Here is a 24,789-nt window from a genome sequence, read left to right as displayed (position 1 = left end):
AGACTCCACGGGTACGAGTTTCGACCGCCCGGATCCGTATCTGTTGACGGTCATCATAGGCCCGGGGTGAGCGGGAATCCCATGTACGTCGGGCATTCGGAGTGTTCGCGGGTCGGCCGGACGTGACAACTGCTGATATTTTCAATGGTGCGGTCGCCAGCCACTCCCTGGAGTTTGCCGTTCATGAAGGTCTACATTTCGGCCACACAAAAGGACCTGCTGGAATACCGCGCTGCCGTGCACGCCGTGGCTCGCCGTCTGGAGATCGACGACGTGGCCATGGAGGCGTACGGCGCCGACATCCGTCCGCCGCTGGACCGCTGCCTCGCCGACGTGCGCCGCTGCGACCTCTACGTGGGACTGTTCGCCTGGCGGTACGGGTTCCGGCCGCCCGGCCAGGAGTCCTCGATCACCGAGTTGGAATACCGGGAGGCGCTCGCGGCGGGAAAGCCGTGCCTGGTCTTCCTGCTCGCGGAGGACACGCCCTGGCCGGTCGACATGATCGACCGGGATGCCGACTGGCAGCAGATCGTCGCCTTGCGCCGTGAGCTCAAGGAGCGTCACCTCTGCGCCTTCTTCTCCGGCGTGGACGACCTCACCGCCAAGGTGACCGCCGCACTGGCCGACGTACGCAGTGGCAGGTCGCCGGCGCGCGAGCCCGCCGACCCGGACACCCACCTGCCGACGGCCGTCCGCAACCAGTACTACAAGCAGTTGTCGCTGAGATACCACACCGTCTCGGTGGACGCGGTCTCACCGCGTCCCACCATCGGCTACCTCACCGTCGGGCTGCCCAAGGTGTTCGTGGAACCCCGCGTCCACGAGGACGCGCGACCGGAGATGCCCCTGGCGTGGTGGCGGTGGGCCGGGTCCACGCCGGGCGACGACGTCGGCGGGCTGCCCGGGGTGGTCAACCCGGAGGAGGTGGAGCGGCTCTGGGAGGAGTACGCGGCCAAGGACGAGCTGTCGCTGTTCGATGTGGTGTCCGACCCGGGCCGGCGCACGATCGTGCTGCTCGGCGACCCCGGCTCCGGCAAGTCAGCGGCCGCGCGGTACCTGGCGCTGACGCTGGCCGAGGTCTGCGTCGAGCCTCGACTGAGTGCGCTGGACCGGTACCTACCCGTCCTGATCGAGCTGCGCTCGTACGCCACCCATCACGGGGACGGCCGGTGCGACGGCTTGCTCGACTACGTCGGCCACCGCCACCAGCAGGGGCTGGCCGGCATCGACCAGGACGTGCTGGAGGCGTACCTGCGCCAGGGCGGTCAGGCACTGTTCCTGTTCGACGGCCTGGACGAGGTGTTCGACCCGGCGCAGCGGGAAGAGGTGGCCGCGCAGATCGCCACTTTCGCCAACGAGTACCCGGGAGTGCTGACAGTGGTCACCTCGCGGGCGGCCGGCTACCAGCGGCACACCTTTGCCAACGCAGGCTTCGACCACTTCACCCTGGAGGATCTCGACGACGAGCAGATCGCGAGATTCCTCGGCAACTGGTACCGCTACGTGATGCCCACGCCGGCCGCGGAGGCAGAGCGGCAGCGGCGGCAGATCCTCGACGTGGTGGGCAGTTCTCGAGCGATGCGCGAGATCGCCGGCAACCCCCTGTTGCTGATGCTCATGGCGATCGTCGGCCGGGGTCACCCGCTGCCCCGCAACCGACGCCGGCTCTACGCGCACGTGACCGACGTTCTGATCTCCGAGTGGGATGTGACAAAGCAACTGCGCGAGAGCCACGGCGACGTGCCGTCGCTGGACCTGCAGGCGAAGCGTCGGCTGCTGCGTCACCTGGCGTATTGGATGCAGTTCCGGGAGTCCGGCCCCGCTGGAAACTACATTGAGTCCGACGAACTGGCGCGCATCTTCCGGGACCACCTCGTCGCGTTCTACGGCTTCGAAAATGAGCGGGCGCTCGCCATGGCCTACTCAATGATCGACAAATTGCGGCAGCGAAGCTTCATCCTGGAACGTTACGGGCTACGACTGTTCGGGTTCGTGCACCGAGCGTTCCTGGAGTTCTTCTGTGCAGAGGAGATCGTGGACAGATGCGAGCATGATCCAACCAACTGGGGCCTCGATCGTCTGCGTTCACTGTTTCGCGAGCACTGGGCCGATCCGTCGTGGCGGGAGGTGCTTCGACTGGTCGCCAGCGCCCTCCCCGCCCAGACCGCCAACGAGTTGGTCACCCTGCTCGCCACCGAGGCCACCCAACCGTGGCCGCCGCTGAACCTGACCGGGCCGCCGTGGAACCTGGTGCTGGCGGCGCAGTGCGTGGCCGAGGCGCCGCAGCCCGCCGAACTGGCCGACGCGGGCGACGCCGTGCTGCGGCAGGTCGTGCGTCTCATCGAGCATGGCATCTCGGCGGACGACCCGAACCTGGTGGATCTCACCGAGCAGGAGCTGCTGTCCTCGATCCGGGCGCTCGGCCCGAGTTGGCCCGGCCGGGAGATCTTCCTGCACTGGTACCGCCGCCGTGGTGTCCGGACCAGTTGGCGATCCGGCTCTCCCTTCGCCACCCGGATCGCGGCGGTGCTGTCCACCGCCGAGGAGCAGATGGAGGACCTGCTCGTCCGGGAGCTGGGGCAGGGCCGCGAGCGTCAGGCCCACCTCACCCTGGTCGCCGGGCTGGCCGAGGTCGCCGGCCGCCTCGAGGCCACCGGCGGCAGCAGTCGCCGATGCCGGGACATCCTGGTCGCCCAGGCGCAGGCCGAGGTCTCCACCGCGGTACGGCAGGCCGCCGTACGCGCAGTGGTCGCCCACTTCGGCGCCGACCCCGACCTCGTGGACGTGCTGCGCGGTTTCGCCAGTTCCCCCGACCTCGCGGTGCGGGCGCTGGCCGTGCAGTCCCTCGGCACCCGGTCCGAACTCTCCGACGACGTCCGTCAGGTGTTGGCCAGAGCCACCGGGGACACCGCCGTCGCGGTGCGGCGGGCCGCCGCCGGAGTGCTCACCGCACGTTGCGCCGACCTGCCGGACGCACCCGAGACGATGCAGCGACTGCTGGCCACCGACGCCGACCCCGGCGTGGTGCAGTGCGCGCTGAAGGGTCTGCTGGTTCTGCCGGAGTACGCCGAGACCGCACGAACCACGGCGTTGCAGCGGGTCACCGGCGATTCCCCGGACGAGGTCCGACGCTGCGTTCTGACCGAGCTGCTGCCCGAGCGACCCGACCCGGAGAGCACCGAGCTGCTGCTGAAGCTCGCCTGCTCGGACACGTCAGCGCGGGTCCGCGCGGTCGCCGTGCAGCGGTTGGCACTCGTACCTGACCCGGAGGGGCGCTGCCGGGCCCGGCTGATCGATCAGATCGAGCAGGACGAGGAGTCCTCCGTGCGGGCCGCCGCGGTCACCGCTCTGATCGACCGGGACCGCGCCGACGACACGGGGTGGACCGTGGTGGCCCGCTCGGCTCGCGTCGACGAGGACGCGACGGTACGCCTCGCCGCGGTGCGCGCGCTGGCCGAGGCCTACCCCGACCACCGCACCGGGGAACTGCTGCTGGAGAGCGCTCGACGCGATCCGACCGCGAGTGTCCGGCTCGCCGCGGTCGACCTGCTCACCGGGCGACCCTTGTTCGGTCACGCGACCCGAGATCTGCTCATCAGCCGCGCCTCCCAGGAGCGGGACCCGATCGTCCGGCTGCGGGTCACCCGTAGCCTGGCCCGTCTCGCCGACCCACCGGACCTTGAGGTGCGGGAGTGCCTTGCCGAGCAGGTCAGTCGGGACCCCGACCCGAACGTGTTGTGCGCCGCCGCACAGGCGCTCGCCCGCCACGGCGAAGCCCCGGGCCTGATGGAGACACTGTGCCGGCGGGCACGCCGGGACAGCTACGTCGGCATCCGGTTGGCCGCCGTGCAGACCCTCTGCGCGTACGGGAGCCCGGAACTGGTGACCGACGTGCTGCTGGAATGCGTCGAGGCCGACACCGACCCGACAGTGTTCGACGCCGCCGTGCGCTGTCTGACCGAGCAGGGATCGGCGTCCATGGCGGTGACGCTGCGACTCATGCGCCGCCTGTCGGACCAGAACCCGGCAATCCGCGCCCGCATCGCCGCCGCGCTCGGCGAGCACTTCGGCGCCGACCCGGAGGTTCAGGTGCTGCTGGTCGGGCTGGTCCGCGACGATCCGGCCCTGGAGGTTCGCCGCCGGGCCGTCGAGCAGCTGGGCGCCAGCCTGGCTGGCCGCACGGGGGTACGGGACCTGCTGCTGCGGCTGGCTGACGACGATGACTGGGAGATCCGCCGGACCGCGCTGCTCGCGTTGACCCGGCACTACGACAGGGACACCCGGACCCGGGAGATGCTCGTGCGGCTCGCGTATCAGGAGGATGACGGCGCGGTTCGGCGGCTGGCCGGGCAACTGCTGGCCACGCTGGCCGACACCCGACCCGACGACTTTCCGTGATCGATCCGGAGCCGTAGGTGTGCGTGGGTGCGCGTCGAGCGACGATCCGATCGACCTCGTCAAATACCATGAGCTCATGACGGATCCGGTCGCCGGCTCGTCCCGCCCGACCGGCTGGAGTCTGCGAGTCCTCTTCGGAGTGATCGGGCTGGCCGCTCTCGTCCTCGGCTATGTCGGCTTCGAACGCCTGCTCCAGGCCCGACCGGACGTCGCCCACGATCCGTACGATGTGCTCTACTACGACCTGCAACTCTTCGTCTTCGGCGCCGAACCATTCCAGGACGCCGGCCCCTACCCATGGCAGTTGCAGGTCGCCCGGTTCGCCGCCCCGCTGTTCACGCTCCTCGCCGTCGCCGAGGCCAGCCGGCTGCTGCTGGCCGCCGAGAGTCGTCGCCTGCGCGCCCGGCGGGCACGTGGTCACGTCCTGGTCTGCGGGGACTCCCAGTTCGCCCGCATGCTCGCCGACCGACTCTTCGCCGACGGTGAACGTGTGGTGGTGGTGCGCTCCGAACCGTTCGGGCCGCTGGAGTACCGGCGGCGCCGGTACCTCGGCGTGGTCGGCGACCCGACCAGCCCCGAGGTGTTGCGCGGTGCCGGCCTGCCCCGAGCCCACACCATCTACGCCTGCAGCGAGGACGACGACCGCAACCACGCGATCGCCAACACCGCCAACCGGCTCATCCAGGACCGACGGCAACCACCGCGGGTCTACATCCTGGTGCACGACTCGGAGATGTGTCTGTCCCTGCAGGCCCGACGACTCGGTGCCGCCGGGTCCAGCCGGCTGCGGCTGGACTACTTCCACGTCGACGACGTCGCCGCGCGCGCGCTGAACCGGCACCACCCGCTGCCCAGCGGGGGAGACCGACCGACCAGGATCCTCATCGCGGGCACCGGCGCCTTCCGCCGGGCTCTCCTGGTGGAGACCGTCCGGCACTGGCGCGCATCCCGAGCCGACATCCCCCGGGGCCAGGCCGGGCCACCCCTGCGGGTGGACGTCGTGGCACCGGACGCCGGGACCGAGATCGCTCTTGCGTCGTCGCGGTACCCGTTCCTGGCCACCGTGTGCCAGTTGACCGCGTACGACCTGGATCTCGACGGTGTCGTCGGTCTCGGCCGCGACCGCTACGACCGCATCTACGTCTGCGCACCGGACGAGATCAACGGCCTGCGGTTCGTGCTGGACACGCCCGCCCTGTGGCAGGGCGCCGAGAGTGCCGTGTTCGTGCCGGTCTACCGGCAGGCGGCGCTCGCCGCGGCCTTCCACGGCGACTCCCGTCACGACCTGCTCGACGAGGTGCACGGCAAGCTCCGCCTCTACCCGGTGCTCACCCACGCCTGCGACGCCCGGCTGATCGCCGAGGATCTCACCGAGCGGCTGGCCCGGCTGATCCACGAGCGGTACGTCCAGGCTCAGCAGCGCGCCGGGGTACGACTCGGCGATGCCCCGGCGATGGTGAACTGGTCACGACTACCCGAGTCGTTGCGGCGGGCCAACCGGGCCCATGTGCAGGACATCGCCGCCAAGCTGTTGGACCTCGGTTGCGTCGTGGCCCCCCGCCACGGTGGCACCGGTGACGCCTCGGCCGCCGGGCAGGCCATCGACGACAGGATCGAGGAACTCGCTCGCCTGGAGCACGACCGGTGGTGCCGGGAACGGCGCGGGGACGGCTGGACGTACGGTGACCCGCGCGATGACGTTCAGCGGCGGCATCCCGCCCTGCGGCCGTGGGAGGAGCTGCCGTCCGACGTGCAGGAGCAGAATCGTGAGGGGGTCCGGGCGCTGCCCGATGTGCTGTCCGACAACGGGTTCGAGCTGATCCGGCTGGCACCTCCGGTGCCCGCGCAGCGCAGAGGCCCGAGGGATGCCGCCTGACCTCGGCCCGGTCCGCGTCGGCGTGACCGGGCACATCAACCTGACCCGCGACACCGAACTGCTCGTCGCCGACGCGCTCCGCGTCGAGTTGGGCCGGATCAGCGACCGGCCCGTGCACGGCGTGACCTGCCTGGCGGCCGGCGCGGACCAGGTCTTCGCGCGTACGATCCTCGATCTGGGCGGCACCTACGAGGTGATCCTGCCGGCCCGCGACTACCGGGTCGCGGTGATCAGGCCGGAGAACCGGCTGGCCTTCGACGAGCTGCTCGACCGGGCGGCAACTGTCGTCCACACCGGTCACGACCGCTCGGACACCGCCGCCTACGTGGATGCCAACCGTGAGCTGGTCCGACGGGTGCAGCGACTCGTGGCGGTGTGGGACGGCAAACCAGGCCGCCACCCCGCGTCGACGGATCGGACCATCGACTGGGCGCGGCACCACGGCGTCCCGACCACGATCCTCTGGCCCGTCGGTGCCCACCGAACCCCCGTCGAGGACTGACGGGCCGGTCCTGCCGCCGGGCCCGACGAGCGGCAGCACGGAAAACGACGGATACTCGCGTGATGACTGAACCCGATCTCGACCCTGAGCAGTATCCGCCCATCGACCCGCGCGAACCGGTGCCCGACGACCCGGGGGTCCTTCTGCCCGGCGCGCCGGACGAATTGCCAGAAGCCCCGGCCGAACCGATGCCGGACGACGGTGGAAACGCCGGTGGCGTGCGCGAGCCGGCATAGACCAGTCCGTCGTGTCCGATGCCGCGCGGATCCGGTTCATCGGAGTGGGGGTCAGGCGGACTGTCGGTGGCGGCCGAGTGACAGGAGCAGGCCGGCGGCGGCCAGGGCGATTCCGGCGGCGGCGGTGTATGCGGGGAGTTGGGCGGGGATCCCGAGGTGGACGGTGATGCCGAGAATGCGGGACAGGCCCCAGGGCAGCAACGCCAGCTGGTCGTTCCACACCGTCAGCGCGCGTTCCAGGCCCACCACCGAGACCAGGGCGGACAGCACACCGAGGGGCACACCCGCAGCGGTGAGGGTCAGCCCGACGGCGCTTCGGCGGCGCAGGTCGTACCGGTCGCGCAGGACCACGGCGACGGCTACGAACAGCCAGCAGAACGCCGCGAAGGCGACGGTGACGTACGCCGCGCGCAGACCCGGCATAGTCCAGAACGCGAACCAGTAACCACCCGGTCCGCGTCCGGCGAGCGCCGCCAGCAGGAGCACGCTGCGTAGCAGCGCGACGCCGCCGACCACGGCCCACAGGTGGAACGGATCCCGCCGGCCGACGACGAGGCGTACGACGAGGGCGAACAGCGCCCACCCGCCGAGGGTGACCAGCAGGTGCGCCGGCGCGGCGAACCAGGTCAACACGAGCCGGCTCGCCACCAGCACCAGGGCCGGGACCAGCCACACCACCACCCGGTCCGCCCGCGTCATGGGCGTCGGCAGCGCGGCGACCCGCCACGGCCGGAGCGCGCCGAGCAGCAACCCGCGCGCGGCGGCCCCGCCGAACCCGCGCCCGTACCGGCCGAGGAGCACCACCAGCAGGATCGATCCGAGCATCGCTCGGGCCGCCCAGGCCATCGCCGGGTCCCGGTCGGCACGCCGCGCCCCGAGGTCGGCGGCGGTGAAGTTGTACGCGGGCAGGTCCAGGTCGGCGCCGTAGCGCTGCCGGTGCGTGTCGCGCGCGTCGTGGTACGCCGCTGCGGCCAGCCGCCAGCCGTGGCGGGCGGCCGGGGCACCCGTGTCCAGCCACTGCGCGTGCCGCAGCACCATGGTCCGGTATGCGCTCAGCGTCTCGAACAGGTTGACCTGGTAGTCGAGAGTCGCGGTGAAGCGGCCGCGCAGTTCGGCGTCCCGCCAGGTCGCCGGGTCGGTGGCGGCGACCAGGTCGCGCATGCGCCGAGCGAGCGCGACGGCCTGCGTGCCCTCCTCGATCGCCTCGTCGACGCGACCGCCGGTCACCGCGTAGATGCTGTCCAACGCGGCGGAGTCGCCGGTCGGGATGTCCCACTCGAAGATCCACATCATGGGCGGCGGTTCCAGCCCGAGCGCCCGCACCGACCGGTCGGCGTACGGGCCGATGTAGAGGCCTTTGGTGACCGCCTGCCGGGACAGAGCCATGGCCTGCCCGATCGCGGCGACGGTGTCCGGGTCGCCGGAGAACGTGCGGTACGCCCTCGGGCGTTCCGCCGAGGGTGGGCAGCACGCCCGCCCGCAGCGTCCTCACCGCTGACAGGTCCAGTGCGGTGCCCGGCGCGGCCATCGCGTACCTGGCTGGGCTCGACGTGGCCGACACGAGGACGGGTCGGGGCAGGCCGCGGAGAACCACCGCGTCGGCGACGGCGGTTGCGGCCTTCCGGACGCGCGGCTCGTCGGGCACGACGAGGGATGCCAACGGCGGGACCGGTGCGGGCGTCCGCGCCGGCGCGGCGACAGCGTCCTCGCGCGGCACGGCGGCGGGGGAGTGGCTCAGCCCCAGCGTGTCGCCGACTCCCCACGCCGTGGCAGCGCCGAGCGCCAACAGGACCGCCGCGGCGACGAGCAGCGGGTACGGCCTGCGGACCTGGGCAACGTGAGCCACGCTCGCATGGTAGTGGCCGCACCAGCCTCCGTCTGACCTCGGCCAGCGCGGATGGCAGTTATGACATAGATGGGATTACATGTCTTGCGCGAACTCAGGTATGAAGGCCGAAGGCACGTCTCGGTGCTGATTCCTGAGAAGGAGCGACGGATGAAACTTGCCCTGCGCCGCCTGCGAACGGGGGCGGTCGTGCTCGCTGCCTGCACACTTGGGCTGAGCCTCCTGTCGGTACCCGCCGCCGAGGCGTACTCGGTTGCCCCTCTCGCGCCACGATCCGAGCGGGCACCGGAATCGAGCCAGTTCTCGGCAGAGGGTGTGACAACCATCGGTGAACTCCGCACCGTGAACAGCTCACTGTCCTACGCCGCCAGCGGCGGGACACAGATCATCCAGCACTCCGGTGCCACCTACGTCAAGGTGCACTTCAGCTCACTGCGACTGGCCGACGGCGACTACGTCACCGTGTCGAGTCGCGACGGCAAGGAGAGCTACCGGTACGACCGCCACCTGAACCGGGCGACCGGTTCGGACTACACCACCGACGGGCAGCCGGGCTTCTGGGCGATGTCGGTGGAGGGCGACACCGCCGTCGTGACACTGCACAGCAGCCGCCCCGCACGTGGCAACGCCGCAACCATTGACCGCTTCTGGCGCGGGTACGACCGCACGGAAATCACCGCGCACAACTTCTCCACCCAGTCCGTGTGCAGCACCGACGCCCGCCGGGACGTGGTCTGCTACCAGAACAGTCACCCCACCGAGTACGCCCGCGGCAGGGCGGTGGCGCGGCTGCTGATCAGCGGCGGCGGACTGTGCACCACCTGGCGGGTCGGCAACACCAACCGGATGCTGACGAACAAGCACTGCTTCTCGACGCAGTCCGCCGTGAGCGGCAGCGAGATGCAGTTCAACTACCAGTGCGCCACCTGCGGCGGCGCGAACCCCGGTGCCGGCACCAAGGTCAGCGGTGCCACCCTCTACCGGGTGAGCAGCGGCGGCTCCAGCCAGCTGGACTACGCCCTGTTCTCGGTCCACAACTTCGCCACCATCCAGGGATTCGGCACGCTGTACCTGGCAACTACCGCCACCAGCAACGGCACCCGGATCTACGTCCCCGGCCACGGCGACGGCACCGCGAAGCGGCTGTCGATCTTCGAGGACACCCAGAACGGCGCGACCTGTGCCGTCCGGAACGCGAACTACAACACCTGGAACATCAGCTACAGCTGTGACACCTCCGGCGGCAACTCGGGTTCACCAGTGCTGAACGCCAGCCACCAGGTGATCGCCCTGCACCACCTCGGCGGTTGTCCGTCGAACCAGGGCGCGAAGGCGCACCTCATCTACAACGAGATCGCCAGTCTGATCGACAACGGCTGAGACGGTGGGCCGCCGATGCGCGCCCTGCGCCTCGGCGGCCCAACGGCTCACCGCCGGCCACCGCGCACTCCGGCCCGACCGCGCGCCAGAGCCCGCCGTTCGGCGGACCCTGGCCACCGCGGAGAAGTTCAGCGCAGGGTGTCGATGTCGATGACGAACCGGTACCGCACGTCCGAGGCGAGCACCCGCTCGTACGCGTCGTTGACCGCCTCGGCGCCGATGACCTCGACCTCGGGGGCGATGCCGCGCTCGGCGCAGAAGTCCAGCATCTCCTGCGTCTCGGCGATGCTGCCGATGCTGGAGCCGGCGAACGACCGTCGATTGCCGAACAACGCGAAGACGGGCACCGGAAGCGGCTCCGGCGGGGCACCCACGCTGACAAGCGTGCCGTCCAGACGCAGCAGACCGAGGTAGCTGGCCATGTCGATCGGTGCGCTGACCGTGTTGATGATCAGGTCGAAGCTGTTCTTGAGCACCTCGAACGTCGCCGGGTCCGTGGTGGCGTAGTAGTGCTCGGCTCCGAAGCGCAGGCCGTCGTCCTTCTTGCCCAGCGTCTGGGACAGCACTGTCACCTCGGCACCCATCGCTGCGGCGATTTTGACAGCCATGTGGCCCAGACCGCCCAGGCCCACCACGGCGACCTTCCTGCCGGGACCGGCATTCCAGTGCGCCAGCGGAGAGTACGTGGTGATGCCCGCGCACAGCATCGGCGCGGCCGCCTCGTACGGGATGGTCTCCGGCACCCGCAGCACGAAGTCCTCGTTCACGACCACATGGGTCGAGTACCCGCCCTGGGTGACGGAGCCGTCCCGGTCGACGCTCGCGTACGTCTGGGTGTTGCCCTTGAGGCAGTACTGCTCGTTTCCGGTGCGGCAGTTCTCGCACTCGCGGCACGAGTTGACCATGCAGCCGACACCGGCGCGGTCGCCGACCGTGTGGCGGGTGACGTCGGCGCCGACCTCGGTGATTCGGCCGACGATTTCGTGGCCGACGGTGAGCGGGTAGGGAACGCTGCCCCAGTCACCGCGCACGGTGTGGATGTCAGAGTGGCAGATGCCGGCGTAGCGGATGTCGATGAGAACATCGTGTGGGCCCAGGTCCCGCCGTTCGATAGTCGTACGCACGAGCGGTTCGCTGGCGGACGGCGCGGCGATGGCGTTGACGGTGAAGATGATGTCCTCCGGTGACGTGATGCTGACTCCTGGCGGATCGCGCAGACGTACCTTGCCGTCCCTCGGGCCATGGTGAGACGCCGTGGTGGACGCATGAAACGCCGAACGGCGGCCCGCTGAATCAGTCGGGCCGCCGTTCGTAGCGTGTGGATCAGAGCGGGCGGATGTTCTCCGCCTGCGGGCCCTTCTGGCCCTGGGTGATGTCGAACTCCACCTTCTGGTTCTCGTCGAGGCTGCGGAAGCCGCTCGCCGAGATCGCGGAGAAGTGGGCGAAGACGTCGGCGCCACCGTCGTCCGGGCTGATGAAGCCGAAGCCCTTGTCGGCGTTGAACCACTTCACGGTACCTGTAGTCATGTCTGCTCCTCGCAGGCTGTTAGAGACCGCACTGTGCGGACCCTTACGCCGCCGCGTTGATCACCCGCGTCGAAACGACACGAAAAACGAAAAGCGCCTGGGTGGGTTCAGATGACCCATCAGGCGCTGGAAAACGTCTACGGAAATCAAAACTGCAACTTGGTTACCGTAGCAGATGATGTGTCGTCGATCCCGTAGGGGTAGGTGGCGACCCAGCGAATAATACTCTGCGCCAGAGCTCGGCCTCGTTCCATCATGGGCAGGTGACGCGCACCGAGAGCTGGATACTGGCCGGGTTCGTGGCCGGCTTCCCCTGGAACCCAGCCGAACAGGACTGGACCGCCGACCTACCGCGCGCCGTCCCCACTGTCAGCGACTGCCTCGCCGATCTCTTCCCGGCGGAGCGGGGCATCGAGCCGTGGCTACAGCCTCTGATCGAGCCGTGGTACCGATCCCTTCAACAGGCAGCTGATGCCGTCAGGCACCGGCCTTCGGACTCCCGCACCGCTCATGTGCTCAGCACGAGCGTGACGGTTACGGTGGCCACCGAACTGGCGGCCATGGTGGAGATGTGGATCGGCGACCTTCCGCATCCGATCCGGACGAACCTCGCGCAACCTGTGGCCGCTCCACCCGGCAGAACTCTCGGGTTCGAGGTACTCGGCTTCGACACCGGCCGCTTCCACAGCTGGCTCTGCTACCGACTGGATACCCAGGCACGCGACAAACTCGGCATCCGGACGGGAGATGCCGCGCTGCTGACCTCCCTCGACGACGCACAACGAGTCGCTGACATGGCCAACAACAACCACGGCACTCATGACGGCACCCCTGAGGACGTCAGCTGGTTTCCCGCACTCATCACCGAGCACTGACGACCGCGGGCCGGGTGGGCGTTGAGCGTAGGGGCGCCCAGAGATTTCGAGAATCTTCTTAGTTGACGGCAACCTGCGGGCGGTGGTTCGCATGTACCCGTATGTAAGCGACGCTTGCCCTGCACCAGGCTCTCGCCCAACTCACCCAGCAGCAACGCACTGCCTGACCGCCTTCCTGGGAAGTCCCCGGGCTGAGGATCCGCAGCCCAGGCCACCTGTACGCCTGACTTCGGTCCGCTGGGCTGGCAGCGCGGCGGTGACGGTCCTTGTGCTCGGCGATGGCCGGCGGGTCTCGTAGGCTCTGTCAGTGCGGACCAGTCGAGGACGGATCATGACGCAGATGTTGGACGCGGCGGAGAACGCCTCGCCGGTCGAGGCGGTCGAGGCGGTCACCCGGGAACTCGGTGCGGCGCTGGGTGCGCGCAGCGTGTCATTCCTGATCGCGGACCTCAGCGGTCGGGCGCTGGTCCGGTTGGCCCATGTGCCGCTCGACGGTGCCGGTGACGGCCGCCGGGACGGTGACGAGGTTGCCACTGTGATGCCGTTCGACAACGGCCCCGCCGAGCAGGCGCTACGCAGCCAGACGGCGCAGGTTTTCGCGCAGCCTGACGGATGGACGGTGTTGGCGCCGGTGACCGACCGTGGTGAGGCTATCGGTCTGCTGGAGATGATCCTGCCTGACGAGCCCGCCCCGGCGACACTGCAGGAGATCGCCCGCACGGCGCACGTGTTGGCGTTCGTCGTGATCGCCAACCGGCGGTACACCGACCTGTTCGAGTGGGGGCAACGCACAACCCCGTTCACCCTGTCCGGCGAGATCCAGCGCCGCCTGCTGCCGGCCTCGTTCACCTGTGAGAGCAGTGCGTTCATTCTGTCCGGCTGGCTGGAGCCCGCCGCCAGCGTCGGCGGGGACACCTTCGATTACAGCCTTGCCCGAGACGTGCTGCATTTCAGCGTCACCGACGCGATGGGCCACGGGGTGGCCAGCGCGTTGACCGCCACCCTGGGCGTGGGCAGCCTGCGTAACAGCCGCCGCCGCGGCGCGGTTGATCTGGTGGCACAGGCCGACGCCGCGGATGCCGACGTGGCCGAACACGCCGCGGTGCCCGGCAGTTACATCACTGCGATCCTCGGCCGTCTCGACCTGCGTACCGGGGTGTGCGCGCTGCTCAACGCCGGGCACGTGCCGCCGCTGCTGGTGCGCGACGGGGACGTCCGGACGCTGTCGCTACCGGCCAACTTCCCCCTGGGTATGTTCGCCGGGGCCGGTTACCACGATGGCGAGATCACGCTGCGACCCGGCGACCGTCTGGTAGTGCTCACCGATGGCATGCGGGAGCGTAACGCCGCCAAACTGGATCTGCCGAACATGCTGCGGTCGATTGCTCACCTGCACCCGCGTGAGGCTGTCCGGGCCCTGGCCGACGCCGCGCTCGAGGTCAGCGGACCGACCCTGGCAGACGATGCCACGCTGTTCATTCTGGACTGGCACGGCGGGCACAGCGAGGAGCGGCGGAGCAGTGCCGGCGCCGACCAGGCGCGCGCCAGTGCCGCGCTGCCTGACTGATCTACCGGCCCGTCGCGCCATCCGCGGACGGCACGCTCGCTTCAGCGGCCCGCACGCTGTCATACACGTCGATGACCCGATCCACTGATGTGACCGTCAGCACGTTACGCACGGCGGGCTGCGCCGCAGCGACGGACAACCGTCCGTCGGCGACACGCATCGCCTTGAACATCACCACCAGCGCACCCAGGGCGCTGGAATCCATGAAACCCACCCCGGCCAGATCCACCACTACCTGCTGTTCACCGGCGTCAACCAACCGTTGCAGACCCTCGCGCAACTGCGGAGACGTCGCCATGTCCAGCTCGCCGCGCACCTCAAGCACGGTGCAACCCCGGCCCGGCCGGGCCGACAACAGCAAGTCCACGACACACTCCCCACGCCGATGATCCCCGCATACTCTATTCTGCCGGCGGGCGAAGCGCCGCCGGCCGGCGTACGTCGAGCGGACATCTTGACCGTTTCAGCTCAGCAACCCCGGGTAAGGCTGACAACAACCGGTGCGTCCCGCTTCAGCCCGGCGCGGTTGCGTACGGGCCGAGGAGGAACTTCGCGATGCGCGTGACCATGATGCTGTCGCTGCCGCGGCAGCCGACCTCGGTGACCCGAGCCCGCCACACACTCGTCACCCTGCTGAGCCTCACCGAGGCCACCGAGGAGTCTCGTGGCCACCTCGCCGTGCTGATCAGCGAGGCATGCGCCAACGCGGTGATGCACGCCGATCTCGACAGCACCGTCGACATCACCATCGATATCGACGATCAACTATGCCTACTTGAGGTCGGCAACCGCGGCAGTAGCCCCAACGGCGCTGGACGGCTCGACGTCGACCTGCCCGACCCGCTCACCGTCGGCGGCCGTGGGCTGCCCTTGATCGCCGCACTTGCCGACGCGGCGGCCTTCGTCGCCGGGCCACAGGATCGCGTGCTGCTCCGCATCACCAAATACCTCGCCCACCCGCAGCCTCAGTCGACCTGATGGCCGGAAATGCCCGCCCGGCTCCGAAGTGCGTCACCAGTCGGTCGGCGCAATGTCACCACTACGGAGCGTGTCGTCAGCTCACTGACGGCTCTCCCTTATCTTCGGCAACAGCGTGCCGTGGTCACACCGCGCCTTGATCTCGCTCCTGTTGCCTGCGGACAGCAGCACCACCTGGATCTCCTTGACCGGCCCGGGGTGGTAATCCTTGAGGCGGTAGCCGGGGGCGGGGGCGACGTCCACAACGCGAGCCTGATCGCCGGTGCAGAGCACAGTCACCACACCACCGAGTGCCCGCAGGGCTGTACCTGGCTTCGGGGAGGTCGGTGCCGGCGCGGCACTGGACGGGACCGTCGACTGGTCGGCACTGGGTGACGTCGTAGGGCCAGGGCCGGCCGATGAACCGGCTCCGGCGCTCGCTTCAACAGGCCCAGCCGGAGCGGCCACCGTGCGGCTTGGTCGCGAGACTGGTAGGGGCTCCGCGGACGTCTGCCGGGCAGCAGGTGTCTCGGTGGCAGACACATCGAGGGCAGCGTCGGGCGGGGCGGCACCCTCACGTGTGGCGATGCCGCCCGACCTGCCATCGACAGGTACGAACTGAGGGAGCAGGAGCGAGACGGTCGCTGCCGTCGCCATGAGAACGGGGATCAACACGGCATTTGGGATGCGGCGACGCCGGCCGGTAGAGGGGTCGGCGGTAGGCGGAGCCGACACGGGCGAGATGGATGCCGACTGCGCCGCCTGTTTCACCCGGCGCTCGGCGTCATCGGCGAAACCGTGCAGGGCCGCGGCCACCTCTGCGGCGTCCGGTCGATCCGCCGGATCCCTGGCGAGGCAACGGTCGAGGAGGCGGTGAACCTCCGGTGGCACGCCCTCGACATCCGGCAACGGCGCCGGATCGACGTACACGTGAGCCGTCAACATCTGCGTGGGGGTCTCCGCCGACCAGGGCAGCTCGTTGGTCAGCGTTCGGTACAGCAACAGCCCGAGCGCGTAGACATCGGAAGCGGGCAGGACGGTGCCACCGGCGAGCCGTTCCGGTGCGAGGTAGGCCGCGGTGCCCAACAGTTGTCCGTCCGCCTCAAGCTCCGGCCGACCCGCTGTGGTGGCGATACCGAAATCGACCACCTTCACACCGGCCGGTGTCAGCATCACGTTGGACGGCTTGATGTCCCGGTGCACCAGCTTGCGTTCGTGCGCGGCGGCGAGCGCCTCGGCGACCTGCGCGCACGTCCGCATCGCGACGGTCGGCGGCAGCGGACCGGCGGCAAGGCGCTCGGACAGGGTCTCGCCGGGCAGCAGTTCCATCACCACGTACGAGACCTGGCGGCCGGCGGCGTCGGTGTGCTCGCCATAGTCGTACACACTCGTCACGTGCGGGTGCCAGAGCCCCGCTGCGGCCCTGGCCTCTGCCTGGACGCGTTGCCGCGCGCCTCGGGCGGCGGCCTGCGCGCCGGCCAGGACCTTGACTGCCACCCCACGTTCGAGGACGCGGTCCCACGCCCGCCAGACGACCGACATGCCGCCAGCGCCGAGACGGCTCTCGACCTGATACCTGCCGTCCAACAGATCACCGACCATCACTGGGACAGCTTGCCAGAGTGGACCCCCGGCGGCAGGACGACCACATTCCACGCTGGTCAGAGTCCGTCACGGGCAGGGTCCCGTCGCTTGGGGCCACGGGCTATCCGAACATCCGGGCGCTCCGGTGGCCAGGCGGGCTGACCCGGCGCCTCAGGAACCGGTCGGCTCCCAGAGCAGGATCTGGCGGTGGTGGCTGAAGCCGTTGCGCAGGTAGAAGTCGACAGCGCGGCGACCGGAATGGACGGTTACGTGCAGCAGCCCTCGGGCACGGGCCTCGGTCAGGATCGCGGTCACGAGAGCACCGCCGATGCCGCGGTTGCGGTACTCCTCGCGGACCTCGACGGACTGGATGTCGCCGTACCGGCGATCCAGCGAATCGTTGCTGGGCACTCGTGCTGCGACGTGGAGCCAGGCAGCGCCGACGACGTCCCCGTCGATCTCGGCGATGAACGGCAGATGTGTGTCCCTGTGGGAGGCCACCCAGTCGGTGTACGCGCTGAGTCTGCCCTCGTCGATGCCGCGTAGCTCCGCGAGCGCCCCCACGTCTGCCGCGCTGGCCCTCCGCACGATCACCCAGGGGAGTCTAGGCGAGCCGATCGCTGGCGGTGCCCCCAGTCTGCCCGGCCAGCACTTCGGTGTGCGGTGGGGGAGAATCGGCTCATGTTTGTCATCAAGGAGCGGTTCTTCTCGATCGGCGACGACTTCGACGTGCTCGACGAGCACGGCACCAAGGTCTTCCACGTCGACGGCAAGGTGCTCAGCGTCCGCGACAAGGTCGTCATCGAGGACGCCTCCGGCCGTGAGGTCGCCACGCTGCACCGGCACCTGGTGGCGCTGCGTCCCACGTACGAGATCCGCATCGGCGGCGAGAAGGCCGCTGAGGTCCGCAAGAAGCTGCTCACGCCGTTCCGCGACAAGTTCACCATCGACGTGCCGGGGCCGGACGACCTGGAGATGAAGGGTGACCTGCTCGACCACGAGTACGTGATCGAACGCGACGGCACCGAGGTGGCCTCGGTCTCCAAGCGGTGGCTGACGATCCGGGACACCTACGCCGTGCAGGTCACCGCCGGCGTGGACCCGCTGCTCATCATCGGTAGCGTCCTCGCGCTCGACCTGGCCATTAACCGTGACAAGAAGAAGGCCGACGAGGACTGACCTCCTGGGCGGCAACGGCGGTGCTCGGGGTCGGGCCACGGGTCTGGCCCGGACGGCCGATCAAGAGCGGAGGGGCCGGGGTGCTGCTGCACCCCGACCCCTCCGGCCTGCTCCGTCGGCGCGGGGATTGGGATTTCTCAGCTCACCCGCAGCGTTGACCGTTGAGGTTGAAGGCGGTCGGCGCCGGATTGGTGCCGCTCCAGGTGCCGTTGAAGCCGATGCTGGTGGATGCGCCGGGGGCGAGTCTGCCGTTCCAACTCATGCTGTCCGCGGTGACGCTCGTTCCGCTCTGTTTCCAGGTGGCCGACCAGCCCTGGCTGACTTTCTGGCCGGCAGTGGGGAAGTCGAAGGCGAGGTTCCAGCCGTCGACAGCGGTGGTGCCGGTGTTCTTGATAGTCAGTGTCGCGGTGAAGCCGCCCGGCCAACTGTTCGCCGTGTAGGCGACCGTGCAGCCGCCGGTCGGGGCGGTGGGCGCGGTCCGCACGGTCAGGCCGGGCGAGGCCGCCGAGACGTTGCCCGCCGCGTCGCGGGCGGTCACCACGAAGGTGTACGGGGTGTCCGGCGTCAACCCGGTCACGGTGTACGCGGCGCCGGTGGCGCTGCCCACCTTCACGGTGCCGGCGGTGTCGACCCGGTGCACGTCGTAGCCGGTGACGGCGGTGTTGTCGGTGGACGGCGTCCAGGTCAGCGCGACGCTGTCGCCGGTGATCGTGCCGGCGGTGGGCTTGCCCGGGACGGTCGGGGCCTGGGTGTCGCCGGGCGTGGTGCCGCGCGGCAGCACCAGGTGGGTGATGGAGTTGGCCGGGAAGGTGGCCGTGAGGCCGCCGGCGGTCACCGGAAGGTCTGCCTCCCGGACGACGCCGGTGAGATCCGCCCCGCTGTAGCGGTAGACCTGAGCGGTGCTGGCGGAGGCCCCGGTGAGGGTGACCGGGCTGGTCAGGTCGTCGCCGGTCTTGTTGACGATGACCACCGTGAGGGCCTTGTCGGCGCTGCGCTCGGCGGCGTACACCGCCAACTTGGCCTGGTCGGCGCTGGTCGCCTGGACGGAGGTCTCGCCGAACGCGCCGCCCTTGCCGTCGTAGTTGCGGTAGACGCGGAACGCGTTTGCCACCGGTTGGTCGGCCGTGGGCGCGGTCCAGAGGGTGGCCAGGTCGAGCCCTTCGCGGCCGAAGATGCCGAGTACGTCAGCCTGGGCGAGGGCGCCGTTGAGCGACCCGAAGCCACCCCAGTTGTACTCGGTCATCGCGACCTTCGTGCCCGGGTAGTGCTGGTCGACCAACTCGCGCAGGCGCGGGATGAACCGGACCGGACTGTTGATCCAGCTTTCGTCCACGTAGGTCGGATCCCAGAGTTGGCGGGTCGAGCGCAGCCGCAGCGCCTGGGTGTTGGCGTCGCCGGCCGCGTCACCGAGCACGCCGGACTGCTGCGGGTAGAGGTGGACGTCGAAGTAGTCGAGGATGCGGGTGCCGTGCTGCTGCTCGTACTCGCGCATCCGGTCCAGGTACCACGGGCCGAGGTCCTGGCCGCCGTGCGCGGCCTTGTCCGGTGGGTTCGACCAGCATCCGGTGCGTGAGCAGGTGTCCTGGTCGAGGCCCGAGAAGATGATCGAGTTGAGGCCCCAGCCGACCGGACCGAGCGTCTTCGCGCCGGGGTCGGCAGCCTTGATCGCGGCGGCGTACTCGTAGGTGCGGTCGCGTAGCTCGTCGTATCCCATGCCGGTCGGGCGGACGTCGCGGTGGGTGGATTGCCACAGGTCCGGCTCGTTGTCCAGGTTGTAGAACTGGACCCCGCCGTCGGTGGCGGCGCCGAACTGCCCCTTGAGGTGGCTGACGAAGTCGGTGACGTACTCCGGACCGACGGCGACGCTGGTGTCCTTCGGATCGTTGCCGGTGACCAGCGTCCCGTCCGGTTTCTTGCCGTTGCCACAGTCCGGTGCCCAGGGATCGGTGGCCTCCTGCGGGCCGTACTTGGCGACGCTGAAGCCACACGCCCGCGACCGGTCCTTGGCGATCCAGCCGAGCATCGGCACCGTCATGACCGTGGCGGCGCCGGTGGCCTTGTTCTGCTGCACGAACCGATCGCTCTCCGAGCCCTCCGGGAGGTCGCCCGGACTCGGGTTGTCGTTGGGAATGTTCTCGAAGTACCAGTCCGACGCGCGGTTGGTGGTGTCGGCACGGAAGTTGTAGCGGGTGGTGGCGTTGCCACCGTAGCGGTGCACCGGCAACCGCAGGTCGCTGGCGAGGGCCTGGTCGGCGAAGTTCATGCCGTAGATGTACGGGCTGATCTGGTGCCGGGCGGCAGTGGTGTCCACGGCCAGCGCCGGGCCGGCCGCGGCCAGGGCGGGCTCCGGCAGGGCCAGACCGCCGAGGGCCGTGGCGAGCACGACCGGAAGTAGAGCTGTGGTGGGACGCACGAGCATTCCTTTCGCAGAGGAGGCTCGTCGATGGGAGCGCTTCCACAGCGTTACGTCTTCCTGGCTTCGAGTCAACGCCCAACTCAGGGGCAGTTGGCGAGCGGCAGGTCGGCTTCACTTATAATGACGCCTATCAATGCGATCGACGCTGATGCGGTCGTGCCGGAATGGCTCGGATCGCCGCAGTGCGGAGGCAACCGCGCCGCAGCGGTGCGAGCGGGTGCGCCTCAGCGTCGCATGACCGGAACATTCCTGCTGGCCCGGCCCCTGCGGTGGGAGGCCAGCCGTCCTGGAGGATGACAATGCGCAGATTTCTCGCTGTGTTCAGCGCCGCCCTGATCCTCGGCGCCGCAGTCGGCAGCGTCCCGGCCGGGGCATCGGCGGCCTCCCGGCCCTCGTGCCCCCGTGGTCTGCTCTTCTGTGAGGACTTCGAGCGACTGCCTCCCGGAGGGCCCAGCACGTTGAACTGGGGCGTCGACACCCGCCACGGCACGCTCACCGTCGAACGTGCCCGTCGTGGCAACCAGGCGCTGCACATCCACACCGTTGACAACGGACGTGCGTTCCTGCGCGTCGACGACTTCGCCGCGCCGGGCAACCGCTTCTACGGCCGGATGCGTCTGCGCGTCGACGCCTTCCCCACGGCCCCGGACTGGGCGCACTTCACGCTGGTGGAAGCGACCGGCACCGGCAGCGCGGAGGTCGTCCGTCCGATCGGTGGGCAGTACGCGCCCACGGTCCCCGGAACCTTCTGGGGGATCGGCGCCGACGGCGGTCCGACCGGCGACTGGACCAACTGGCGGGAGTCCGCCCCGGTCGCTGAGGACACCTGGCAGTGCTTCGAGTGGAAGATCGACTCGGCGGACAACCGCGTCGAGGTGTGGATCGATGGCGTGGCGAACCCGGAGTTGACAGCCTCCACGACCGACCACGGTGGCAACAACGTGCCCTTTGTCCTGCCGACGGTCGACACGGTGAAGATCGGCTGGCAGCTCTACCAGGGCGGCACGACGCCGGGCGAGTTTGACCTCTGGATCGACGACATCGCCCTCTCGAGCAAGCGGCTCGGCTGCTGATCTGAGGCCCGGGTGGCTCGGAGGCTCTCCGCCGGGGTGCGGCCTTGCTGCCGCACCTCGGCGACGCGGACCGGCCTCCATGGCGATCATCGACATCTCCCGCTACGATCCGACATCGATGGATTACTGAGCGTTGATGTGTTCCGTCCGCAAGCCCTGGACGCCGGCAATCCGGCGCCGCTACGAACGTGGTGCCGACCTGAGGATCCACGCCGTCTCGACGAAGGGAATCCGGATGACGGAGAGCGCGCAGACCACCGAGAGCCGAAGCCTCCCGCCCGCGCGGCCGTACCCGTTCAGTGTGCCCGACCGCCTGGTCGTCGATCCGACCTATGGCGAGCTGCGCGAGAACGAACCGATGACCCGGGTGAAGCTTCCCTACGGCGAGGAGGCGTGGCTCGCCACCCGGTACGAGGACGTCCGTACGGTCCTCGGCGACGTGCGGTTCGGCCGCGCCCCGGCCGTCCAGCGCGACGAGCCCCGGCTCACCCCGCGCCAGCAGTACAGCGGCATGCTGACAATGGACCCGCCCGATCACACCCGGCTGCGCCGGCTGGTGGCGAAGGCGTTCACGGCACGTCGGGTGGAGGCGCTGCGACCCCGAACCCAGGAGATCGCCGACGCGTTGGTCGACAACATGGTCCAGCTCGGTCCTCCGGCCGACATGGTGGAGCACGTCGCCACGCCGCTGCCGATCCAGGTGATCTGTGAGCTGCTCGGGGTCCCGTACGCCGACCGCGACCGCTTCCACATCTGGTCCGAGGCGATCGTCTCGACCACCTCCCTGCCCGCGGAGACGATCCAGGAGTACCTGAACAACCTCTGGGGCTACATCGGTGGTCTGGTCGCCGAGCGCCGCCGCGAGCCGGGGATCGACGACCTGCTCGGCGCGTTGGTGCGGGCCCGCGACGAGAACCAGGATCGGCTCAGCGAGACCGAGCTGGTGGAGCTGGCCGCAGGGCTGCTCGCGGCCGGCCACGAGACCACAGTCACGCAGATCCCCAACTTCGTCTACGTCCTGCTGCACAACCCGGACCAGCTCGCTCGGCTGCGGGCCGACCCGTCGCTGGTGCCGGCCGCGGTCGAGGAACTGCTGCGGTACGTGCCGCTCGGCGTCGGCTCCTCATTCGCCCGGTACGCCAAGGAGGACGTCGAGGTCGGCGGGGTGCTGGTCCGGGCAGGTGAGCCGGTTCTCGGCTCACTGTCGTCGGCGAATCGGGACGGTACCGTCTTCGCCGACCCGGACCGGCTGGATCTCGCGCGTGAGCAGAACCCGCACCTGGGCTTTGGGCACGGCGTACACCACTGCGTCGGCGCGCAGCTGGCCCGCATGGAGTTGCAGGTCGCCGTCGCCACCCTCGTGACTCGCCTGCCCGGGTTGCGGCTCGCCGTACCGGAAACCGAACTGCGGTGGAAGCGGGGCATGTTGGTGCGGGGCCTGCTCGGCATGCCGGTGGCCTGGTGAGCACCGCCTGGCGAATCGGGGTGGACTCGGGCCGCTGCATCGGCACGAGCATCTGCGCCGGCACCGCGCCCGAGCACTTCCGCCTGGTCGACGGCCGGTCCACGCCGCTGACCGACGTCGTCGCCCCGGACGACGTCATCCTCGACGCCGCCGACTCGTGCCCGGTGGAGGCGATCACGGTCCACGACGTCACCGACGACCGACTGATTGCGCCGCAGGAGTGACCTGACATCGAGCCGGGCCGTCTGCGCCCACGAGGTGGGCAGGTGGTGCGGGTGCTTCTTGAGATCAGCGACGATGCGGTCGCTCTGCGTGGTGGACAGCTCAGTGTCCCGCGGCGCCAGCGATACTGTGGGCGTGGAGTACGTGTCCAGAGTGCCGCGACCGCCGCTGGACGGGCTGATCGACGACCTCTACTACCTGGAGGGTGCGCCGCCGTACGCCCGGCTGACGCTGCCGGCAAGTCCGGCGGCGTTCTTCATCGTCAACCTCGGGGCACCGTTCCGCATCCGCGCCGGCGCCGACGTCCAGACGGCCGAGTACGCCGACGGCTGCGTGGTCACCACGCCCACCCGTGCGTTCGATTTCGGCTACCCACTCCGGACCCGGTCCGTCGGCGTGCACTTCAAGCCGTGGGGGATGGCACCGTTCCTGCCGATGCCCGCGGTGGAGCTGTGTGACCGGCCGGCGACGGTGGAGCAGGTGTGGGGCCGGCCCGCCATCGCTGAGCTGCGAGACCGGCTGGCCACGGCCGAGGGACCCCACGAGATGCTGACGCTGCTTGAGGACGAGCTGATGCGACGGCTGGGCGACGCGGCCGGCCTGGGGCTGGTCCGCCATACGAGCCGCATCATCGCCGCGACCAGTGGGGCGGTGGCGATCGACGACCTGAGGGTTTCCGCCGGTGTCAGCAGCACTCACCTCGCGCGGCGGTTCAAGGAACTCGTCGGCGTCACACCGAAACGGTTTGCCCGCACCTACCGCTTCGCCGCCACCGTGCTCTCGATCAACCCCGCCGAGCCGATCGACTGGGCCGACCTCGCCGGTGGCGCCGGCTACTTCGACCAGGCCCACTTCGGCCACGAGTTCAGGGCCCTTCACCGGGCTCACACCCACCCGGTACGTCGAGGTCCGGCGGCGGTTCCTGCGCGAACATCCTGGTCACGTGCTGGACGGCTGGCCGCTACCGAGCGATTGATTCCTTACAAGAGCGACAGTCCACGGAACTCTAACCTGAGGGCATCCCCAAGCAGAGGAGCGCGCCGATGGGCGACGTGGTCATGTACAGCTCGGTGTCGGTGGACGGCTTCATCGCGGACGAGAACGACCAGCCCGGACCACTGTTCGACTGGTTGACCAGCGGTGACGTCCCGTTGGACGAGAGCGGCGCGTTGAAGGTGTCACAGACGTCCTACGACTACGTCCGGCCGTACTGGGACCGGATCGGGGTGACGATCGCCGGCCGCCACGTCTTCGACATGACCGACGGCTGGGACGGTAAGCCGCCGAGCGGGATCGACCACGTGGTCGTCGTGACGCACCGGCCGAAACCCGAGGGCTGGGACCCCGAAGCGCCGTTCCACTTCGTCGACGGTGTCACGGCAGCCGTGGCCAAGGCGCAGGAGCTCGCGGGTGACCGCATCGTCGAGGTCGCCGCTGGCGACGTCGGCGGTCAGGTGCTTGCCGCGGGCCTGGTCGACGAGGTGCGCATGGACGTCGTACCCGTGGTGTTCGGGTCCGGAAAGCGCTACTTCGGGTCGGTCCACGCGCAGCACCTGTTGGGGGATCCTGACGTGGTGATTCAGGGCAACCGGGTGCTTCACCTGCGCTATCGGGTGCGCCGTTGACCGATCTGGGCGGGCGGCGGGTGTTGAGCAGGCAGTGTCCAGATGGAAGACGCTGTGACCG

At 69.5% G+C, this 24,789-nt stretch carries 21 protein-coding genes; 14 read left to right on the top strand and 7 right to left on the bottom strand.

Annotated elements, in window-relative coordinates:
- The first annotated feature begins 183 nt into the window (after window positions 1-183).
- The 4 genes from ACGF3C_RS22370 (at window position 184) to ACGF3C_RS22355 (ending at window position 7,012) form a co-directional block, all read left to right on the top strand.
- Window positions 184-4,398 carry a HEAT repeat domain-containing protein gene (locus ACGF3C_RS22370; RefSeq protein WP_393224813.1) on the top strand — a complete coding sequence of 1,405 codons (4,215 nt, stop codon included), beginning with the start codon at window positions 184-186 and terminating at the stop codon, window positions 4,396-4,398.
- Window positions 4,399-4,474: 76 nt separating this feature from the next.
- Complete coding sequence (locus ACGF3C_RS22365) at window positions 4,475-6,274, top strand: RyR domain-containing protein (RefSeq protein WP_393224810.1); 1,800 nt, start codon at window positions 4,475-4,477, stop codon at window positions 6,272-6,274.
- On the top strand, window positions 6,264-6,776 hold the full coding sequence (locus tag ACGF3C_RS22360) for a hypothetical protein (RefSeq protein ID WP_357232487.1): 513 nt from the start codon (window positions 6,264-6,266) through the stop codon (window positions 6,774-6,776). The genes ACGF3C_RS22365 and ACGF3C_RS22360 overlap by 11 nt, the downstream gene beginning before the upstream one ends.
- A gap of 62 nt (window positions 6,777-6,838) precedes the next feature.
- On the top strand, window positions 6,839-7,012 hold the full coding sequence (locus tag ACGF3C_RS22355; protein ID WP_393224806.1) for a hypothetical protein: 174 nt from the start codon (window positions 6,839-6,841) through the stop codon (window positions 7,010-7,012).
- A gap of 51 nt (window positions 7,013-7,063) precedes the next feature.
- Here the strand turns inward: ACGF3C_RS22355 and ACGF3C_RS22350 are convergent, their stop codons facing one another.
- A complete protein-coding gene (locus ACGF3C_RS22350) occupies window positions 7,064-8,398 on the bottom strand; it encodes a hypothetical protein (RefSeq protein WP_393224804.1) in 1,335 nt (444 codons plus the stop codon).
- 610 nt (window positions 8,399-9,008) lie between these two features.
- Here ACGF3C_RS22350 and ACGF3C_RS22345 point away from each other — a divergent pair.
- Window positions 9,009-10,238, top strand: a complete 1,230-nt coding sequence (locus tag ACGF3C_RS22345) for a trypsin-like serine peptidase (protein WP_393224801.1) — start codon at window positions 9,009-9,011, stop codon at window positions 10,236-10,238.
- Window positions 10,239-10,366: 128 nt separating this feature from the next.
- On the opposite strand, the gene ACGF3C_RS22340 is transcribed toward ACGF3C_RS22345, so the two are convergent.
- Window positions 10,367-11,410 carry an NAD(P)-dependent alcohol dehydrogenase gene (locus tag ACGF3C_RS22340; protein ID WP_393225144.1) on the bottom strand — a complete coding sequence of 348 codons (1,044 nt, stop codon included), beginning with the start codon at window positions 11,408-11,410 and terminating at the stop codon, window positions 10,367-10,369.
- A 151-nt stretch (window positions 11,411-11,561) separates the two neighbouring features.
- Window positions 11,562-11,765: a cold-shock protein gene (locus ACGF3C_RS22335; RefSeq protein WP_013283833.1), complete on the bottom strand. Its 204-nt coding sequence runs from the start codon at window positions 11,763-11,765 to the stop codon at window positions 11,562-11,564.
- Between the two features lie 263 nt (window positions 11,766-12,028).
- On the opposite strand from ACGF3C_RS22335, the gene ACGF3C_RS22330 reads away from it, so the two are divergent.
- Together ACGF3C_RS22330 and ACGF3C_RS22325 are read left to right on the top strand one after the other, a co-directional pair.
- A complete protein-coding gene (locus ACGF3C_RS22330) occupies window positions 12,029-12,640 on the top strand; it encodes a hypothetical protein (protein ID WP_393224798.1) in 612 nt (203 codons plus the stop codon).
- Window positions 12,641-12,971: 331 nt separating this feature from the next.
- The gene (locus ACGF3C_RS22325) at window positions 12,972-14,207 is read left to right on the top strand and encodes a PP2C family protein-serine/threonine phosphatase (protein ID WP_357223575.1); all 1,236 of its coding nucleotides are present in this window, start codon (window positions 12,972-12,974) and stop codon (window positions 14,205-14,207) included.
- A gap of 1 nt (window position 14,208) precedes the next feature.
- Here the strand turns inward: ACGF3C_RS22325 and ACGF3C_RS22320 are convergent, their stop codons facing one another.
- Window positions 14,209-14,574 carry an STAS domain-containing protein gene (locus ACGF3C_RS22320; protein ID WP_393224795.1) on the bottom strand — a complete coding sequence of 122 codons (366 nt, stop codon included), beginning with the start codon at window positions 14,572-14,574 and terminating at the stop codon, window positions 14,209-14,211.
- A 188-nt stretch (window positions 14,575-14,762) separates the two neighbouring features.
- Here ACGF3C_RS22320 and ACGF3C_RS22315 point away from each other — a divergent pair, with 188 nt between their 5' ends.
- The gene (locus tag ACGF3C_RS22315) at window positions 14,763-15,185 is read left to right on the top strand and encodes an ATP-binding protein (protein WP_357223570.1); all 423 of its coding nucleotides are present in this window, start codon (window positions 14,763-14,765) and stop codon (window positions 15,183-15,185) included.
- An 81-nt stretch (window positions 15,186-15,266) separates the two neighbouring features.
- Here the strand turns inward: ACGF3C_RS22315 and ACGF3C_RS22310 are convergent, their stop codons facing one another.
- Together ACGF3C_RS22310 and ACGF3C_RS22305 are read right to left on the bottom strand one after the other, a co-directional pair.
- Window positions 15,267-16,766, bottom strand: a complete 1,500-nt coding sequence (locus ACGF3C_RS22310; RefSeq protein ID WP_393224792.1) for a protein kinase — start codon at window positions 16,764-16,766, stop codon at window positions 15,267-15,269.
- A 153-nt stretch (window positions 16,767-16,919) separates the two neighbouring features.
- Window positions 16,920-17,342 carry a GNAT family N-acetyltransferase gene (locus ACGF3C_RS22305; protein WP_393224789.1) on the bottom strand — a complete coding sequence of 141 codons (423 nt, stop codon included), beginning with the start codon at window positions 17,340-17,342 and terminating at the stop codon, window positions 16,920-16,922.
- Between the two features lie 69 nt (window positions 17,343-17,411).
- Here ACGF3C_RS22305 and ACGF3C_RS22300 point away from each other — a divergent pair, with 69 nt between their 5' ends.
- Entirely contained in the window at window positions 17,412-17,927 is a 516-nt protein-coding gene (locus tag ACGF3C_RS22300; RefSeq protein ID WP_393224787.1) for an LURP-one-related/scramblase family protein, read from the top strand.
- 142 nt (window positions 17,928-18,069) lie between these two features.
- Here the strand turns inward: ACGF3C_RS22300 and ACGF3C_RS22295 are convergent, their stop codons facing one another.
- Entirely contained in the window at window positions 18,070-20,346 is a 2,277-nt protein-coding gene (locus tag ACGF3C_RS22295) for a glycoside hydrolase family 44 protein (RefSeq protein WP_393224784.1), read from the bottom strand.
- 296 nt (window positions 20,347-20,642) lie between these two features.
- Between ACGF3C_RS22295 and ACGF3C_RS22290 the strand changes: the two genes are divergently transcribed.
- The 5 genes from ACGF3C_RS22290 to ACGF3C_RS22270 all read left to right on the top strand — a co-directional run bounded on the left by ACGF3C_RS22290 (window position 20,643) and on the right by ACGF3C_RS22270 (window position 24,728).
- Window positions 20,643-21,416: a hypothetical protein gene (locus ACGF3C_RS22290; protein WP_357223555.1), complete on the top strand. Its 774-nt coding sequence runs from the start codon at window positions 20,643-20,645 to the stop codon at window positions 21,414-21,416.
- Window positions 21,417-21,651: 235 nt separating this feature from the next.
- Window positions 21,652-22,881 carry a cytochrome P450 gene (locus tag ACGF3C_RS22285; RefSeq protein WP_357223552.1) on the top strand — a complete coding sequence of 410 codons (1,230 nt, stop codon included), beginning with the start codon at window positions 21,652-21,654 and terminating at the stop codon, window positions 22,879-22,881.
- On the top strand, window positions 22,878-23,105 hold the full coding sequence (locus ACGF3C_RS22280; RefSeq protein WP_357223550.1) for a ferredoxin: 228 nt from the start codon (window positions 22,878-22,880) through the stop codon (window positions 23,103-23,105). Before ACGF3C_RS22285 ends, ACGF3C_RS22280 begins: the two co-directional genes overlap by 4 nt.
- Window positions 23,106-23,238: 133 nt before the next feature.
- Window positions 23,239-24,237 (top strand): helix-turn-helix domain-containing protein, encoded by a 999-nt coding sequence (locus tag ACGF3C_RS22275; RefSeq protein ID WP_393224780.1) that lies wholly within the window; start codon window positions 23,239-23,241, stop codon window positions 24,235-24,237.
- On the top strand, window positions 24,147-24,728 hold the full coding sequence (locus tag ACGF3C_RS22270) for a dihydrofolate reductase family protein (protein ID WP_357223545.1): 582 nt from the start codon (window positions 24,147-24,149) through the stop codon (window positions 24,726-24,728). Before ACGF3C_RS22275 ends, ACGF3C_RS22270 begins: the two co-directional genes overlap by 91 nt.
- Window positions 24,729-24,789: the final 61 nt, after the last annotated feature.

The sequence above is a fragment of the Micromonospora sp. NPDC047762 genome (assembly GCF_043204655.1).
GTDB lineage: Bacteria > Actinomycetota > Actinomycetes > Mycobacteriales > Micromonosporaceae > Micromonospora.
This window is presented reverse-complemented; position numbering and strand designations above follow the sequence as displayed.